The organism is Nocardiopsis sinuspersici (genome assembly GCF_001998325.1).
Classification (GTDB): Bacteria; Actinomycetota; Actinomycetes; order Streptosporangiales; family Streptosporangiaceae; genus Nocardiopsis; species Nocardiopsis sinuspersici.
Genome location: NZ_MCOK01000001.1, coordinates 5,001,220 through 5,017,635, shown reverse-complemented (window position 1 = coordinate 5,017,635; position 16,416 = coordinate 5,001,220). Strand labels below are relative to the sequence as shown.

Below are 16,416 nucleotides of genomic sequence, written 5' to 3'. Positions count from 1 at the left end.
TCACGGTGTCGGTGTTGTGGGTTCGTCTCCGCTTCCGCCACCACCGCCGCTTCCGCCACCGCCACTGCCGGTGCCGTCGCCGGTGCCGTCGCCGGTGCCGTCGCCGTCCGGAGGAGTCGTTCCCTCCGTCGGTTCCGACGTCCCGGGATCGTTCGGGCCGGGGCTCTCCGGACCGGAGCCGTCGTCCTGGTCCCCGTCCTGGCTCCCGTCGCCCTCGGAAGGACTGGGTTCCGGGTCTCCCTCCTCGGGGTCGGGGTCACCGCCCTCGACGGGTTCCCGCGGGTTCGTGGGCCAGTCGTTCCCCTCCCCGGAGTTCGCGGGGGGCACGTCCGAGGTGGCGCCGCCCTCGGGGTCCTCCGTGTTCTCCGGAGACGGAGAGGAGGTCGCGGGCGGAGGCTCGACGGCGTCGCGTACGTTGTCGCCACCGGGGCGCCAGTCGGTCAGGAACCCGGCCGCCATCGCGACCGCGATCATGACCGTGGCGGCGATCGCCGCCATGACCACGGGAGCACCGATCCGCCTCTCCGGTGCTCCGGACAGACTAGCGGAGCCCCCTCCCTGGTCAGGGGGGACGGTCGCCTGGACGCCGCTCTGGCGCGGCACCGCGCCCGAGCCGGGGTCGGTGACCGCGCCCACCACCGCGGTCTGGGCCATGCCCTCGAACCCCGTGGTGGGCGTCGGCGGCCCGGTGCCGGAGTTGGAGCGGATCACCGCGGCCATGTGCGCCACCTCGCTGGCCGTGGCGGGCCGGTCCTCGGGATCCTTCATCAGCAGCGAGGACACCAGGTGTTCGACGTCCGCCGGGACGTCGTCGGGCAGTTCCGGCGGGTCCTCGCGGGTGTGCGCCAGCGCCAGCGCCACCGGGGTGTCGCCGGTGAACGGCGGGGTGCCGGCCAGGCACTCGTAGGCCACCACCCCGAGCGCGTACAGGTCGGAGGAGGAGGTCGCGGGCCTGCCCGACGCCTGCTCGGGCGAGATGTACTGGGCGGTGCCCATGACCATGCCGGTCTGGGTGAGGGTGACCGACATGTCGCCCCTGGCGATGCCGAAGTCGGTGAGCTTGAGCTGGCCGTCCTCGGTGACCAGCAGGTTCCCCGGCTTGATGTCGCGGTGCACCACACCGCGCGCGTGTGCCGCGGCCAGGGCCTGGGCCGCCTGGCAGACGAAGTCCAGGGTCTGGTCCGGGCTGAGGTGCCCCTCCTCCCGGAGTACCTGGGAGAGCGGTTCGCCGACCACGAGCTCCATGATCAGGAACGCGCGGCCGTCCTCCTCGCCGTAGTCGTAGACCTGGGCGATCCCGGGATGGGAGAGGCCGGCGGTGATCCGGCCCTCGGTGCGGAACCGCTCCCTCGCCGTGGGCTCGGCCATCTGCGCGAGATGCAGCAGCTTCACCGCGACGGGGCGGTTGAGCAGGGTGTCGGTGGCTTTCCAGACCGTACCCATGCCGCCGGAGCCCACCTGCTCTTCCAGGCGGTAACGGTCACTCAGAACGGTCCCGGCGAGTCCACCGGAACCGCTCTGTGAAGATGGCTCGTAGGCGCTCACTACAGAACCACTGCCTCCATCATCTGACGGGCGATCGGTGCCGCCAGTTCGTTACCGCTGCCGCCGCCGAACTCGACCACGACCGCGACCGCGATCTGGGGGTCGTCGGCCGGGGCGAAGCCGATGAACAGGTTGTGGGTGGGACTGTCCGGACCGGTCTCGGCGGTACCGGTCTTGCCCGCGACCTCCACACCGGGGATGGCGGCGTTGGTACCCGAGCCGCCTTGTGAGGTGACGCCGACCATCATCTCGGTGAGGTCCTCGGCCGTGCTGGCACTGACCGCCTGGGAGTAGCTCTCCGGCGTGGTCTGGGTGACCACCGACAGGTCCGAGTCGCGCACGGTGTCCACCACGTAGGGTCGCATGACCTCACCCGAGTTGGCCACACCCGAGGCGACCATCGCCATCTGCAGCGGGGTCGCCTGCACGTTGGACTGGCCGATACCGGCGCGCCCGAGGATGTTGGGGTCGGTCTCGACCGGGGCGAGGCTCGGGGTCACCTCCATCGGGACCTCGAGCGGATCCTCGCGGTTGAACCCGTAGGCGGTGGCCTGCTCCGACAGGTTCTCGCCGCCGATGTCGATCGCCCAGTTGGCCATCGAGGTGTTGCAGGAGATCTTGATCGAGTGCGCCAGCGTGTCCGGCTGGCCGCCGTTGCAGGTGCCGCCTCCGGTGGCGTTGGGCAGCGGCGCGCCCAGGTCCAGCACGTCGGGCGCTTCCTTGGTGCTGTCCGGCCCCGCGTCCAGGTACTCCATGGCCGCCGAGGCGGTCACCACCTTGAACGTCGAACCCGGGGGGTAGAGCTCGTTGAAGGCCCGGTTCAGCAGCGGCTTGCGCGGGTCGTTCTCCAGCTCCGTGTAGTTCTGCACGGCCGCTTCGAGGTCGGTGATGCTGGAGACCTTGTTGGCGTCGTAGGACGGGTAGGAGACCGCGCCCAGGATCGCCCCCGTCTCGGGGTCGAGCGCCACGGCCGCGCCGTTCTTGCCGCCCAGGGCCTCGAAGCCCTGGTAGGCCGCCTTCTGCACCGCCGGGTCCAGCGTCAACTGGACCTGGGCGCCCTCGGGCTCGCGGCCGGTGATGATGTCGCGGAAGTTGCGCACCGCCAGCCGGTCGTCGGTGCCGTCGAGCAGTGAGTTCGCGGCGCTCTCGACGCCCGAGGCGCCGTAGGTGCGGAAGGAGCCGACGATCGGCGTGTACAGGGGGGTGCCCTCGTACAGGCGCTGGTACCGCGGCTGCTTGCCCTCCTCGGCGATGTTCTCCGAGTAGGCCACGTTCTCGCCGGCGACCTGGATGGGTCCGCGCTGCTCGCTCAGGCGCTCGCTGAACTTGCGTGTGTTCAGCGGGTCGTCGCGGATCGCCTCCGCCTGGAAACCCTGGATCCAGGTGACGTTGAGCATCAGGACCAGAAGCAGGAACAGGGAGAAGATGCTGAGTCTGCGGATCGGTGTGTTCATCGTTGGATCACCTGGGTCGCGCCCTCGTCCTGGATGGCCTGCGGGGCGGGTCGGCGGGCGTTGTCGCTGATGCGGAGCAGGATGCCCATCATGATCCAGCTCGCCATCAGGGCGGAGCCGCCGGCCGCCATGAACGGTGTGGTGGAACCGGTCAGCGGGATGACCCGGGTCAGCCCGCCCAGGACGATGAAGACCTGGTAGGCGAGGAGGAAGGCGACGCCGCTGGCCAGCAGTTTGTTGAACGCTCCGGTGGCGGCCAGGGCGATGCGCATGCCGCGCTCCACCAGCAGGCCGAGGACCAGCAGGATGGCGAGCAGTCCGGTCACGCCCAGCTCCTCGCCGATGGTGGCGAGGATGAGGTCGCTGTCGGCGGCGAAGGTGTTGTACAGCTCCCCCGCGCCGAGGCCGGTGCCGAAGAGGCCGCCGTAGGCCATGGCCACCAGCCCCTGCACCAGCTGCGCGCTGCCGCCGACCGCGTCGTAGACCTCCCGGTCGAAGGCGTGGAACCAGATGTTGACGCGGGCCTGGACGTGCCAGAAGAGCAGGTAGGCGGTGAACGCGCCGACCGCGAACATGGCCAGGCCGATGGTCACCCACGAGGAGCGCTGGGTGGCCACGTACAGCATGGCCAGGAAGGTGCCGAAGAGCAGCAGCGAGGTGCCCAGGTCGCGCAGGAGCACCAGCATGCCGATGGCCAGCACCCAGCCGACGAGGATCGGCGCCAGGTCGCGGGCCCGGGGCAGCTCGATGAGGGTGAAGCGGCCGACCTTGATCGGCTTGCCGACGATCTGGAGGACCTGGCGCTTGCTCATCAGGTAGGACGCCAGGAAGATCACCAGCGCAATCTTGGCGAACTCCGACGGCTGCATGGTGGCCGGGCCGATGCCGATCCACAGGCGGGCGCCGTAGACCTCCCGGCCCAGGCCGGGGATGGCCGGGAGCGCGAGCAGGATGATCGCGACCAGGCCGCTGATGTAGGTGTAGCGCTGCAGGACGCGCGGGTCCTTGAGGAAGATGATGATGAGGAAGCAGAAGGCCAGGCCGACCGCCGTCCAGACCAGCTGCATACCGACGCCGGCGCGCTCGACGTCCTCGACCTCGACCGCGTTGATCCGCCAGATCATCGCCACGCCGATCCCGTTGAGGAACAGCGTGCAGGGCAGGATGAGCGGGTCGGCGTAGGGCGCCACGAAGCGCATCGCCACGTGCGCGGCGGCCGACATCGCGGCGAAGGTCAGGCCCACCGTCCACATCGCGGCGGGGATCTGGCCGTTGAGGTTGATGCCCGCCAGCGCGATGCCCGCCATGGTGATGCCGATGGCGAAGAGGATGAGGACCAGTTCGGCGTTGCGCCGCTTGACGGGCGGCAGCGCGGTCGGCGCCTCGGGAGCGGAGGTGTTACTCAAGCCGGCTCACCCGGACCCTTCCTCGGTCGCCGTGTCCGCGCCGAGCATGTCGACGCGCTCGCGGGCGTCGTCCAGGTCCTCCGCGGGGACGGTGTTCTCCACGGCACCGCGGTCGGCCTCCGAGAGCGAGTCCAGGGAGATCCGGGTGTCCTCCACCTCCTCGGACAGGCTGAAGCCCGCGATGTCGGTGTTGATGCCCTGGTAGATGCTGACGGTCTCCCCGGAGGGGGAGGGCCCCAGGTAGTACTGGCTGTCCACGTACTGGCGGCCGAAGTAGTAGGTGGCGCCCGCGACGACGGCGACCACGATCACGAACACCAGCACCATCGGCCACCAGCGCCTGGTGGGGTACTCGCCCTCCGGCTCCCGGCGTCCCCGCCGGGCCGCCGGCGGGGCCTCGTAGTCCTCGTAGGCGTCGTCGTAGTCCTCGTGGTGGCCCGGGGCCGCGGCGTAGGGGGCCTCGGCCGGCTCCTCGTCACGCACGGGGTCCATCTCGGCGGTGTCGCCACCGGTGCCGCGCAGCTCCTGGGCCCGTCTGGCCGGGCTGTCGTTGCTCTGGCCGTCGCTCCCGCGGCGCTGGTCGGCGGCGCCGACGATCTGGGCGGAGACCGTGGGGCCCTCGCGGTCGGTCTCGGTCTCGATGACGTCGGCGACGACCGCGGTGATGTTGTCGGGGCCTCCCCCGCGGATGGCCAGCTCGATGAGCCTCTTGGCCGCGCTGCGCGGGTCGGCCTCGGTGGCGAGGGTCTCGTGGATGGTCTTCTTGCTCACCACGCCGGAGAGCCCGTCGGAGCAGAGCATGTAGCGGTCGCCGACCTTGGCCTCGCTGATGGAGATGTCGGGGTCGACCGGGCTCTTGCCGTCCAGGGCGCGCAGGATGAGGGAGCGCTGAGGATGGGTGGCGACCTCCTCCTCGGTGATCTTGCCCTCGTCCACCAGGGTCTGCACCAGGGTGTGGTCGTGGGTGATCTGCTCGAAGCGGGATCCGCGCAGCAGGTAGGCGCGCGAGTCGCCGATGTGGATGAGCGCCACCCGGGGGCCGGCCCAGAGCATGGCCGTCAGGGTGGTGCCCATGTTCTCCAGCTGCGGCTCCTCCATGATCCTGCGCGAGAGGGAGGCGTTGGCCTGCTCGACGGCGTGCTGGAGCACCTCGGCCATCTCGTCGGACTGCGGGGCCTCGGAGTCGAGGCGGCGGATCGAGGAGATCGCGATGGAGCTGGCCACCTCACCGCCCGCGTAACCGCCCATGCCGTCGGCGACCGCGAGGAGGTGCTGGCCGGCGTAGCCGGAGTCTTCGTTGCCTTCGCGGAGGCATCCTACGTCGGAGTACGCCGCGTATCGGAGAGCGATTGTCATTTGCGCAGTTCCAGGACGGTTTTGCCGATACGGATGGGCTGACCCACCGTGATGGGCTGGGGGCGGTTCAGCTTCTGCTGGCCGAGGTAGGTGCCGTTCGTCGAGTTGAGGTCCTCCACGAACCAGCGGCCGTTGTCGGAGTAGACGCGCGCGTGGCGCCCGGACGCGTAGTCGTCGGTGATGACGAGCGTGGAGTCCGGAGCGCGTCCGATGAGGATGGGCTGCGAGCTCAGGTCGACGGTGGTCCCCTTGAGGGAGCCCTGGGTCACGACCAGGGCCGTGGGCTCGTTACGGCGCGGGCGCGACGGCCGGGACGAGTACGACGGCTGGGGCGCCTCCCGGCGCGCGGCGGGGCGCGGCGCGGGGCGGGACTTCTTCCGCGGCTTCTTCTTGGACGAGCCGAAGAGGTCCGTGCGGATCACACCGATCGCAGTGAGGACGAACAGCCAAAGCACCGCGAGATACGCGATCTTGATCAATATGAGGGTCAAGTTGGACATTGAACTGCTCTTCAGCCCCTGTCGTGCTTCGGCCGGGGTGGCGGTCATCTGCGCCGCCACCGTTTCTTCCCCACCTTCGTTTCGGTGAGTGTCGAGGTCGCAGGCCGCGGCTTTCGGCCACGGCCATTGTGCCCGATCGGTCAGGTCTTCGCGGAGACTACCTTCCCGGACGGATATCCGACAGCGGGTCCGCATTGGGCCTGCCTCGGGCTTTCGACCTGTCAGACGCCGACGGAACGCTGTTGGTTGCGGTCCTGTCGGGTCTGATCAGTCGGTTCGGCCGGGGCCGTCAGCCGCGGCGGAACGTCATCGTGGTACGGCCCAGGCTGATCCTGCTGCCGTCCACCAGACGGGCCTGCCTGACCTGTTGTCCGTTGACGAAGGTCCCGTTCGTCGAGCCCTTGTCCACCAGGATCGCCTCGTCGCCGTCCATGCGGATCTCCACGTGGTGGCGGGAGACGCCGTTGTCGACCAGGCGGAGGTCGCAGTCGGTGCCGCGGCCGAGGAGGGTCACCGGGGTGGTCAGCTCGAAGGACTGCTGCATGCCGTGGCTGGAGATGCTGCCCTCGGTGGCGGCGCCACCGGGGGAGATCAGCAGGCGCGGACGGCCCGCCTGCTGCTGGCCCGCGGGCGGGCCGGGGTCGCCGACGGGCTGGCGGACCTCGCCGTCCTTGCCGACCATGGTGCCGCGGACGACGCCGGAACGGATTCGGAAGCGACCCGTCTTGAGGCCCTCGTCGGACCTGAAGTGAACGCGTACCGGACCCACGAAGGAATAGCCCTGCTCCGTCGCGTAGTCGCGTGCCAGCTTGGACAGCTCCTGTCCCAGGCTGTCGGCGTAGACTTCCAGGCGCTCCTTGTCGCTGGCGGCCAGTTCGACGATGAAGTCGTTCGGGACCAGGGTACGGCCCTGGGCGACGATCGCCGCGCGCTCGTCCATCTCACGCTGGACGGCGCTCGCCACCTCGACCGGTTGGAGCTCGGACTTGAAGGCCATCGCGAAGGTGCCTTCGATCATGCCCTCAAGCCTGCGCTCGAAGCGTTGGAGCACTCCCACGAGGTACCTCCCTTTTGTACTCCACTCCGTATGTGTAGACGATCGTAACCGGGTCAAGGGGCCCCTGGTTTCAGGCGCACCCCCGGGAGGGCCCTGCGGGGGCCCCACCGCCGGCGGACCGGAATGCGTGTGCGACCCACCTCCAGGCCGTGCTAGCCTTATCCATGTCGCCAGGGGGAACCGGACGAAAAGCCCGGATCACCTGGCAACACAACTGCATACGAGTCACTCGGGCGGGTGGCGGAACGGTAGACGCGCACGGTTCAGGTCCGTGTGTCCGAAAGGATGTGAGGGTTCAAATCCCTCCTCGCCCACACAGTGCGGGCTGCTGCTCGCTGGTCGAAGACCAGCTTGCCGGCGGCCCGCAGTTTTTTTGTCGGGGGACGACCCCCGTACCCCCGAATGTCGCGGGCTGCTGCTCGCTGGTCGAAGACCGGCTTGCCGGCGGCCCGCGGTTCTTTTGTCGGGGGACGACCCCCGTACCCCCGAGTATCGCGGGCTGCTGCTCGCTGGTCGAAGACCGGCTTGCCGGCGGCCCGCGGTTCTTTTGTCGGAGAACGATCCCGTCGGACGGGGGACGATCTCCTGGGACCAGGATACCCGGTGGGGCCGCGGGGCGGCTTCCACCGGGTTCTCGCGTTCCAGGGACCGAAAGCGCTCCCGGGCACGCGACAGCGCCGCGGGGCGGCCTCCACGAGGCACCCCGCGGCACCGGCGGGGCCGGCGGCGCCCTCGTGGCGGACGCCCCCGGCCCCGGCCACGCGGACCCTCGTCCCGGTCCGCTCGGCCGGTCAGCCGTTCGGTGTCATCCGGCCGGTGTCACCCGGTCGGTCAGTCGGCCCTCCTGGCACCGTCGAGGTCCCACACCCTCAGGTGCCCGCACATACCGCTGCGGAGCGGGCCCGAAGGGCTGTCGGCGGTGTAGACGGCGGACTCCGCGAGGTGTTTCCCGTCACCCTCGGCCAGCGCCTCCAGGTGCCGCACGGTGGTCCGCGCCTGGTGGACCGGCCCCTGGTCGACGTGGTGGCGCCAGCCGGCGGCCTTCTCGCCGACCAGCTCCGTCGCGGCCCCGTACAGCCCCTCCAGAGCCCCGGGACCCTCTTGCCTCACCCGTGCGCGCAGTTCCAGGTAGCCCTCCACGGCGAGGTCACGGCGCTTCCGGGCCGCCTGCTCGGCCGAGGTGACGGCCTGGGGCAGCACGGTGGCCCGGCGGTAGGCGTCCGGGTCGGCCAGGACCTCCTCGGGGTAGGTGAGCACGGCGTCACCCGACTCCGGCAGGCCCGCGTTCTGCATGACGACCAGGATCTCCAGGTCCCCGCTGTCGTTGACCAGCCGGTGCACGGTCCCCGGCGTGAACCACAGCAGGCTGCCGGGGCGCAGCGGGGTCCGCTGGAACCCCGCTCCGCTGAGGGTCTCCAGGGAGCCCTCGCCCCGCAGCACCACGTACCCCTCCGCCGAGGCGGTGTGCAGGTGCGGCGAGCCGCCCGCGAGCCCGTCGGCCGCGGGCCAGTCGTAGACCCGCAGGTGGGATACGGCGGTGCCGCCGGGGAACCCGGGGACGCGTGGGCTCCTCACCCCGCCTCCCGGGACCGCGTGTTTCCTGCGGGGCCCGCGGCGGCGCTCTCGGCCGCCTCCTGCTCCAGTTCCCCCAGGCCCGTGTCGGCGAGGACCTTGGCGCCCTCCCCGCCCTGGTCGCCGTCGGCGACGACGACCGCGTACCGGTAGGCGAGGGTGGCCCCCGCGTCGACGGTCACCACCTCGTCGAAGAACGGCGCAGGGCACACGCAGGCGAAGATCCCGCTGCGCACGAACCACTTCACGGGGTGGCCGGGGTTGTCCGGGGCGTCCACGAACACCAGCGTGGACGCCCTGTCCGTACCGTCGTGGCGGCCGACGAAGCCCAGCCAGGGCGAGCGCGTCCCCATGAGGTCGTCGTCGCCCTCCCGCTCGTCGGAGTGGACCCGTCCCCCGCTGAAGGAGCGGGGTCCGCGCCAGAACAGGCCTCCGTACCCGGCGTTGGGCCTCCCCTCCGTGGTGGGGCTGCCGAAGGGGACCGCCTCGCCGGTCAGGTTGGTGAACGAGGTCGTGAACACCAGCGTCCACGCCCCCCGGTCGGGGGCCGCGGTCACCCGCAGCCCCCGCCGCTCGGAGAACCAGGCCTCGCCCTGCTCGGTCACCCACTCCAGTCGTTCGCCGATCGAGACCCGTTCCGGTGAGGTCTCGATCCGGTCGAAGGAGCGGTGCTCCGTCGAGCCGTCGTTGGCGAGCTGCCGGTACCCCTGGTCCCGGAGGTAGGTGGGGCCGCCCCAGAAGTTGGCCGGTCCCACGTTGGGCAGGGACCAGGCGATCCCCTTGTGCCACACGTGGTCGTGCGGCCGGTACAGGCTGACGGCGTCCCCGCCCAGGGTGCGGATCGGGTGGAGGTAGGGGCGCGGCGCCTCCAGCTGGACGTCCCAGGGCCGGTACACGTAGCGGAAGAGCTCGTCGCCGTCGTGGGTCAGGCGCAGTGAGCGCCCCTGCTCGTGGACCAGTCCCAGGCCGCTCGCGGCGGGTTCGCCGCCGTCGGCCGTGGTCGCCGTGGTGTTCGCGGACATTCCTTACCCTTCTGTCGCCGTGTGGGAGGGGAGGGCGCCGGCCGTCACTCCTCGATGAAGTACTGCTCGGGGTTGGTCGGCCCGGGGTCGTTGTAGTTGCCGGAGGAGTACATCGAGTCGGGAACGTTGTGGAAGTGGTTCGCGACGATCCCGTAGCCGGGAGGGCTCAGGCTGATGCCCATGGCGTAGAACTGCTCCTGGGTGACCGACAGGAACTCGCGCATCAGCTCGTTGCGGGCCTCGGTGTCGGGCTCGGCCTGGACGGCGTCGTACATCTCCAGGTGTTCCCTCACCTCGTCCGGCGGCTCCTGGGCGCGCGAGTCCTTGCCGTCGGAGACGTACCACTGGGCCCACGGGATGCCGAAGTTGGACTCACCGCTCTGGGTGGGCGCGTACCAGCGCGGGTCGTACATCGCGTCCATCATGCCGTTGTCGCCCGACCACACGTTGGCGTCGTGCTCGTTGTTCTCCCGGCGGCTCTGCCACAGCGAGCGGTCCTCGGTGTTTAGCTCCACGTCGATGTCGAGCTCCTCCCAGAAGCCCACGACCATCTCCATCGAGTCCACGATGTCCGGTCGGAAGCCCGTGGGCACCGACAGGGTGAAGCGCACGGTCTCGCCGCGCGGGCTCGTCCGGAAGCCGTCGGAGTCGCGCTCGTCGTATCCGGCGTCGTCGAGGACCTCGTTGGCCAGGTCGACGTCGTACTCGGTGTACTGCTTGGCCAGCTCCTCGTTGTAGAAGAGGCTGTTCTCACGGGGCGCGCCCTGCCAGGGCTCGCCCTGGCCCCGGTATACGACGTCGATGATGTCCTGCCGGTTGATGGCGTGGGACAGCGCGACCCGGAAGTCGCGGTCGTTGAAGGTCTGCCGCAGCTCCTCGTCCTCGTGGGTGAGGTTGAGGGAGACCATCGCCGTGTTCATCTCGGCGGGCTGGAGCTCGAAGAACTCGTAGCCGCCCGACTCGCGCGCCTCGGCCAGGGTGGGCCGGTTCTCCAGGGTGTTGAAGTGCCGCGAGTGCATGTCGAACTCGCCGTTGAGGGCCCTGACCATCATGACCTCCTCGTCGGGGAGGATGTCGAAGACGACCCGGTCGATGTAGGGCAGCTGGTTGCCCTCGGTGTCGACCTTCCAGTAGTAGGGGTTGCGCTCCAGCACCATGCGCCCGGAGTCGGCCAGCGGCTCCACGACCTGCCACGGGTACATGGTGGGGATGTCGGGGTTCTGCCAGTAGCGGGCGCTGTCGATCACCCCCGCCTTGTCCTCGAACATCTCGACCCAGTCGGTGTAGCCCTCCTCCTCGGCCAGCTCGTCGGCGTCGGGGTTGTAGTCGATGTGGAACTGCTCCAGGTAGTGCTTGGGCTTCGTCACCACCTGGTACTGGAGGAGGTCGGACCCGGCCCACAGGGCGTCGGGCTCGCTGAAGGTGATGGTGAAGGTCTGCTCGTCGATCTTCTCGGCCGTGCCGGGGTTGGACGCCGCGACCGGGGTGAGCTCCTCGTTGTTGAAGATGTCGTTGAAGGCGAACACGACGTCGTCGGAGGTGAACGGCTCGCCGTCGGACCAGCGCAGGCCCTTGCGCAGGGTGAAGGTCAGCTCGGTGGCGTCCTCGTTGTACTCCCAGGACTCGGCGAGGTTGGGGATCGCCTCCTCCCACTCCGGGTCCCAGCGGGTCAGGTTCTCGTAGCCCACGGTCCGGCCGAGCCAGGGCCAGTCGCCCACGCCGAGGATGGCGGTGTTCCACTCGCCGCCGTACACGCCGACGCGCTCGTGGGGCTCCACCACCAGCGGCTCGCCGGGCAGCCGCTCCTCCAGCGGCGGCAGGTCGCCCGACTCCACGAGCTCGGCGAGCATCGGCGCCTCGCCGGTGCCGCCCACCGCTCCCTCGCCCTCGACGTCGGGGTCGAAGGAGAAGAAGGAGCACCCGGCGGTCATCACGACCGCCGCCGCACCCGCGGTGGCGCCCGTCCACCGCCTCGTACCGCCTGCCGTCCGTCGTCTCATGGGTTCTTCTCCTGTTTCGTGGGGGGTTCCCGCGTCGCGCGGGCCGGGGGGTTGGTGTTCGTGGCGCCGGGACCGGTGATCCCGAGCAGGTCGAGCTCCTCGGCGTGGTGGCAGGCGACCGTGCGGCCCGGAGCGGTCTCGCGCGTCGCGGGCTCCTCGGTGGCGCACAGGTCGGTGGCGTACCGGCACCGGGGGTGGAAGGGGCAGCCGGGCGGCGGCTGTGAGGGGTCGGGCACCTCGCCGACGAGCCGCACGCGCTCGCGGCTGCCGCGCAGTCGCGGGTCGGGGATGGGCACCGCGGAGATCAGCGACTCGGTGTAGGGGTGCAGCGGCCTGTCGAACAGGTCGTCGGTGGGGGCGACCTCCACGATCCGTCCCAGGTACATGACCGCGACCCGGTCGCACACGTGCTCGACCACCGACAGGTCGTGCGAGACGAACAGGTAGGTCAGGCCCAGCTCGTCCTGGAGGTCCTGGAGGAGGTTGAGGATCTGCGAGCGCACGGAGGTGTCCAGGGCGCTGACCGCCTCGTCGGCCACGACCAGGCGCGGGCCGGGGACCAGGGCTCGGGCGATGGCCGCGCGCTGGCGCTGGCCGCCGGAGAACGCGTGCGGATAGCGGCGCATGTGGTCGGGGTGCATCCCGACCCGTTCCATGACCTCGCGGACGCGCGCCTCCAGCTCCTCTCCCCGCAGCCCCAGCAGCATGCGCAGGGGCTCCCCGACGATGTCGCGCAGGGTCATCCGGGGGTTGAGGGAGGAGTGCGGGTCCTGGAAGACCATCCGCACCTCCCGCTGGTAGGCGGCGCTGTCGCCGCCCGACAGGTTCAGGGCCTCCAGGACGCGGCCGTCGGACGCGCGGTAGCGGATGCTCCCGGAGGCCTCCGGGCGGGCCCGCATGATGCTCGATCCCAGGGTGGTCTTGCCGCACCCGGACTCCCCGACCAGGCCGAGGGTCTCGCCCTCGTACACGTCCAGGTCCACCCCGGCGACGGCCCGCACGTGGCGGGGGCCGCGCCGGGAGCGCCCTCGCACGGGGTAGTTCACCTCCAGGCCGCGGACGCTCAGGACGGGTTCGGTGCGCGCTCCGGCCGGGGTCTCGGGCGCGGGGGCGCCCGACGGTCCGGTCGGGGCCGGGGCCTGCGGGCCGGCCGGTGTCTCAGTCGGCATCGACGGTCTCCTTGCCGGTCGGGACGGCGTCTCCTCCGTCGGGGGCGCCCCCGGGCGCGGATCCCTCGTCCAGGAGGCAGCGCACCCGGCGGCCGGGCCCCGGGGCGGTGACCGGGGGGACGGTGGTGTCGCACAGCCCCTCCACGGCCTCGGGGCAGCGGGTGCGGAACACGCAGCCGGTGGGCTGGTTGCCCGGGTCGGGGATGGTGCCCCTGATGGTGGGCAGACGGCGGGCGCGGGACGCGCCGATCCGGGGTACGGCCTCCAGCAGGGCGCGGGTGTAGGGGTGCCGGGGGTCGTGGAAGATCTCGTCCACCGGGCCCTGCTCGACCACCGTGCCCAGGTACATGACGGCGACCTCGTCGGCGATCTCGGCGACCACGCCCATGTCGTGGGTGATGAACAGCAGTCCCATGCCGGTGTCGCGGCGCAGGCCGGCGAACAGGTCGAGGATCTGGGCCTGGGTGGTCACGTCCAGGGCGGTGGTGGGCTCGTCGGCGATGAGCACGCGCGGGCCGCACGCCAGCGCCATCGCGATCATGACCCGCTGGCACATCCCGCCGGAGAGCTGGAAGGGGTAGGAGTCCACGACGCGTTCGGCGCCGGGGACCCGCACGCGTTCGAGGAGTTCGACGGCGCGCGTACGGGCCTCCTTGCGGGACAGGCCGTGGTGCAGGCGCAGGGGCTCGCCGATCTGGTCGCCGACGGTGTGCACCAGGGACAGCGAGGCCATGGGCTCCTGGAAGACCATGGCGACCTCGCGGCCGCGTACCGAGCGGATCTCCTTCCCCGTGGGGTGGAGCGCGGCCAGGTCCACGGGTTCGCCGCCGCCCCCGGCCGGGTGCAGGAGGACCCTGCCGTCCACCACCCGGCCGGGCCGTTCCACCAGTTGCAGCACGGAACGGGCCATGGCGCTCTTGCCGCAGCCGCTCTCGCCGACCACGCACAGCGTGCTGCCCCGGCGGACCGCGAGGTCCACCCCGTCCACGGCGCGCACCACGGTGTCGTCGGTGGTGAAGTACGTTCGCAGGCCCTGGACGTCCAGGACGACGTCCTGGCGTTCACGTGTCTCGGCCGTCATGGTGGCCTCCTCCCTACCTGTAGGGGTCGGCGGCGTCGCGGACGCCGTCGCCGACGAAGTTGAGCACCAGCACCGCCACGGTCACCGCGGCCCCGGGCAGCAGGAGCCAGGGGGCGCCCGCGATCGAGTGGATGTTCTGCGCCTCCTGTAGGAGCACGCCCCAGCTCACGACCGGCGGCTGGAGTCCCAGTCCCAGGAAGGACAGCGAGGTCTCGGCCAGGATCATGAACGGCACGGCCAGGGTCAGCGAGGCGATGATGTGGCTGGTGAAGGACGGCAGCATGTGGCGGCCGATGATCCGGCCGGTGCCGCAGCCGTCCAGGCGTGCGGCCGTCACGAAGTCCTCCTGTCTCAGCGACAGGAACCGGCCGCGCACCACGCGCGCCAGGTCGGTCCAGCCGATGAGTGAGAGGAGCACGGTGATGGCGACGTAGGTCTGCACCGATCCCCAGTCGCGGGGCACGGCGGCGGACAGGCCCATCCACAGCGGGATGGTGGGGATGGACATCAGGAACTCGATGACGCGCTGGATGCCGTTGTCGACGCGCCCGCCGAGGTAGCCGGAGAGCCCGCCGAGCACGAGGCCGAGGACGAAGGACAGCGCCACCCCGGCCAGGCCGATGGACATCGACACCCGTGTGCCGTAGACGATCCGGGAGGCCATGTCGCGGCCGTTGCGGTCGGCGCCCAGCAGGTACACGTCCTGCCCGGGGTCGGCGGCGCCGATCAGGTGGACGTCCGAGGGGACCAGGTTCCACATCTCGTAGGGCTCGCCGCGTACGAACAGTCCGACGGGGATCTTCTCGGACTCGTCGACCGTGTAGGTGTTGGCGAGCGTCTCCGGGTCGCGTTCCACCTGGTAGTCGTACACGTACATGCCCAGGTCGAAGCCGTCGTCGGTGTCCACGAAGTGGAGCCGCTGCGGCGGGGCGTAGGTGCGTTCGGCGTTGTAGGCCTCGGGTGTGCTGGGCGCGATGAACTCGGAGAACACCGACACCAGGAGGAGTGCGCACAGCACGAGCGCACCGGTGACGGCCAGCTTGCTGCGGCGGAAGCGCCGCCAGATGAGCACTCGCTGGGGTACGTCCCCCGGCAGGGGGCCGCCGGCCCAGGGCTCCTCCTCCGGGGACGCGGGGCCTCCCGCGGGGTGGCGGGGTGTCTCCGGTGACGGGGACCGGTCGGGCAGGGTCGCCATGGGTCACGCCCTCTCGACGTGGTGGTGGCGGATACGGGGGTCCCACCAGGCCAGGAGCAGGTCGGACAGCAGGGTGCCGACGACCGTCAGCACGCCGAGGATGAGGATGAAGCTCCCCGCCAGGTACATGTCCTGGTTGCGCAGGGACTCGACCAGCAGCGGGCCGGTCGTCTCCAGGCTCAGCACGATGGAGACCATCACCTCGCCGCCCACGAGCGTGGGCAGGATCCAGCCGATGGTGCTGATGAAGGGGCTGAGCGACATGCGCACGGGGTACTTGAGGATGACCCGCCACTCGGGCAGGCCCTTGGCGCGGGCCGTGGTGACGTAGGGCTTGCGCAGCTCGTCCAGGAGGTTGGCGCGCAGCACCCGGATGAGCGCCGCGGTGCCCGCGGTGCCGATGATCAGCACCGGGATCCACAGGTTGGACATCACGTCCAGGACCTTGCCCATGTTCCAGGCGGCGTCGGCGTACTCGCGTGAGACGAAGCCGCCCACGCTCTCGCCGAAGTAGCGGTAGGACACCCAGGCGAAGATCAGCGCGAGCATGAAGTTCGGGGTGGCCAGGCCGACGAAGCCGACGAACGTCACCGCGTAGTCGCCCAGCGAGTACTGGCGGACCGCCGAGTACACCCCGACGGGGAAGGCGATCGCCCAGCTCAGCAGCAGCGTGACCAGGGCCAGGGCCAGGGTGAGACCGATCCGGTCCCACATCAGGTCGGACACCTCGCGGTTGTACTGGAAGGACTGGCCGAAGTCGCCGTCCAGGACGATTCCGGATACCCAGTTCCAGTACTGGACGAGGAAGGGGTCGTTGAGCCCGTACCTCTCCTCCAGCGCGCGGATCTGGGCGTTGTCCACCCCGTGGCCCTGCGCGGAGAGCTCGGCGATGTAGGCGGTCAGGTAGTCGCCCGGGGGTAACTGGATGACCAGGAACGCGACCAGCGAGATCGCGAACAGGGTCGGGACCATGTACAGCAGGCGGCGGATCACGTAATAGCGCACGGCGTCCCCCTCGGGGCGGGTGCCGGGCGGCGGCCCGACGGGTGACGACGCGCC

At 70.6% G+C, this 16,416-nt stretch carries 13 protein-coding genes and 1 tRNA gene; 1 reads left to right on the top strand and 13 read right to left on the bottom strand.

The genetic code is table 11. The features are described from left to right. The 6 genes from NOSIN_RS21760 to NOSIN_RS21735 all read right to left on the bottom strand — a co-directional run bounded on the left by NOSIN_RS21760 (position 1) and on the right by NOSIN_RS21735 (position 7,318). Positions 1 to 1,545: a serine/threonine-protein kinase gene (locus tag NOSIN_RS21760; RefSeq protein ID WP_077692521.1), complete on the bottom strand. Its 1,545-nt coding sequence runs from the start codon at positions 1,543 to 1,545 to the stop codon at positions 1 to 3. After that, a complete protein-coding gene (locus NOSIN_RS21755) occupies positions 1,545 to 2,999 on the bottom strand; it encodes a peptidoglycan D,D-transpeptidase FtsI family protein (RefSeq protein ID WP_077692520.1) in 1,455 nt (484 codons plus the stop codon). Before NOSIN_RS21755 ends, NOSIN_RS21760 begins: the two co-directional genes overlap by 1 nt. Further along, complete coding sequence (locus tag NOSIN_RS21750; RefSeq protein WP_077692519.1) at positions 2,996 to 4,405, bottom strand: FtsW/RodA/SpoVE family cell cycle protein; 1,410 nt, start codon at positions 4,403 to 4,405, stop codon at positions 2,996 to 2,998. Before NOSIN_RS21750 ends, NOSIN_RS21755 begins: the two co-directional genes overlap by 4 nt. A 6-nt stretch (positions 4,406 to 4,411) precedes the next feature. Further along, positions 4,412 to 5,761, bottom strand: coding sequence for a Stp1/IreP family PP2C-type Ser/Thr phosphatase (locus NOSIN_RS21745; RefSeq protein ID WP_077692518.1), 1,350 nt, complete (start codon positions 5,759 to 5,761; stop codon positions 4,412 to 4,414). Beyond that, positions 5,758 to 6,261 (bottom strand): FHA domain-containing protein FhaB/FipA, encoded by a 504-nt coding sequence (locus tag NOSIN_RS21740; RefSeq protein WP_171986621.1) that lies wholly within the window; start codon positions 6,259 to 6,261, stop codon positions 5,758 to 5,760. Before NOSIN_RS21740 ends, NOSIN_RS21745 begins: the two co-directional genes overlap by 4 nt. A 289-nt stretch (positions 6,262 to 6,550) precedes the next feature. After that, positions 6,551 to 7,318, bottom strand: a complete 768-nt coding sequence (locus NOSIN_RS21735) for an FhaA domain-containing protein (protein WP_449289651.1) — start codon at positions 7,316 to 7,318, stop codon at positions 6,551 to 6,553. A 231-nt stretch (positions 7,319 to 7,549) separates the two neighbouring features. Here NOSIN_RS21735 and NOSIN_RS21730 point away from each other — a divergent pair. Then, positions 7,550 to 7,632: transfer RNA gene (locus NOSIN_RS21730), tRNA-Leu, on the top strand. 517 nt (positions 7,633 to 8,149) lie between these two features. Here the strand turns inward: NOSIN_RS21730 and NOSIN_RS21725 are convergent. From NOSIN_RS21725 to NOSIN_RS21695, 7 genes are all read right to left on the bottom strand, one after another. After that, positions 8,150 to 8,893 carry a cupin domain-containing protein gene (locus NOSIN_RS21725; RefSeq protein WP_077692516.1) on the bottom strand — a complete coding sequence of 248 codons (744 nt, stop codon included), beginning with the start codon at positions 8,891 to 8,893 and terminating at the stop codon, positions 8,150 to 8,152. After that, a complete protein-coding gene (locus NOSIN_RS21720) occupies positions 8,890 to 9,912 on the bottom strand; it encodes a DUF6807 domain-containing protein (protein ID WP_077692515.1) in 1,023 nt (340 codons plus the stop codon). The genes NOSIN_RS21725 and NOSIN_RS21720 overlap by 4 nt, the downstream gene beginning before the upstream one ends. Positions 9,913 to 9,956: 44 nt before the next feature. Continuing rightward, complete coding sequence (locus NOSIN_RS21715; RefSeq protein WP_077692514.1) at positions 9,957 to 11,843, bottom strand: ABC transporter substrate-binding protein; 1,887 nt, start codon at positions 11,841 to 11,843, stop codon at positions 9,957 to 9,959. Between the two features lie 65 nt (positions 11,844 to 11,908). Continuing rightward, complete coding sequence (locus NOSIN_RS21710) at positions 11,909 to 13,081, bottom strand: ABC transporter ATP-binding protein (protein ID WP_077692513.1); 1,173 nt, start codon at positions 13,079 to 13,081, stop codon at positions 11,909 to 11,911. After that, a complete protein-coding gene (locus NOSIN_RS21705) occupies positions 13,071 to 14,162 on the bottom strand; it encodes an ABC transporter ATP-binding protein (RefSeq protein ID WP_077692512.1) in 1,092 nt (363 codons plus the stop codon). The genes NOSIN_RS21710 and NOSIN_RS21705 overlap by 11 nt, the downstream gene beginning before the upstream one ends. A 13-nt stretch (positions 14,163 to 14,175) precedes the next feature. Then, positions 14,176 to 15,357, bottom strand: a complete 1,182-nt coding sequence (locus NOSIN_RS21700) for an ABC transporter permease (RefSeq protein WP_077692511.1) — start codon at positions 15,355 to 15,357, stop codon at positions 14,176 to 14,178. Positions 15,358 to 15,360: 3 nt separating this feature from the next. Then, positions 15,361 to 16,362, bottom strand: coding sequence for an ABC transporter permease (locus tag NOSIN_RS21695; RefSeq protein ID WP_077693706.1), 1,002 nt, complete (start codon positions 16,360 to 16,362; stop codon positions 15,361 to 15,363). Positions 16,363 to 16,416: the final 54 nt, after the last annotated feature.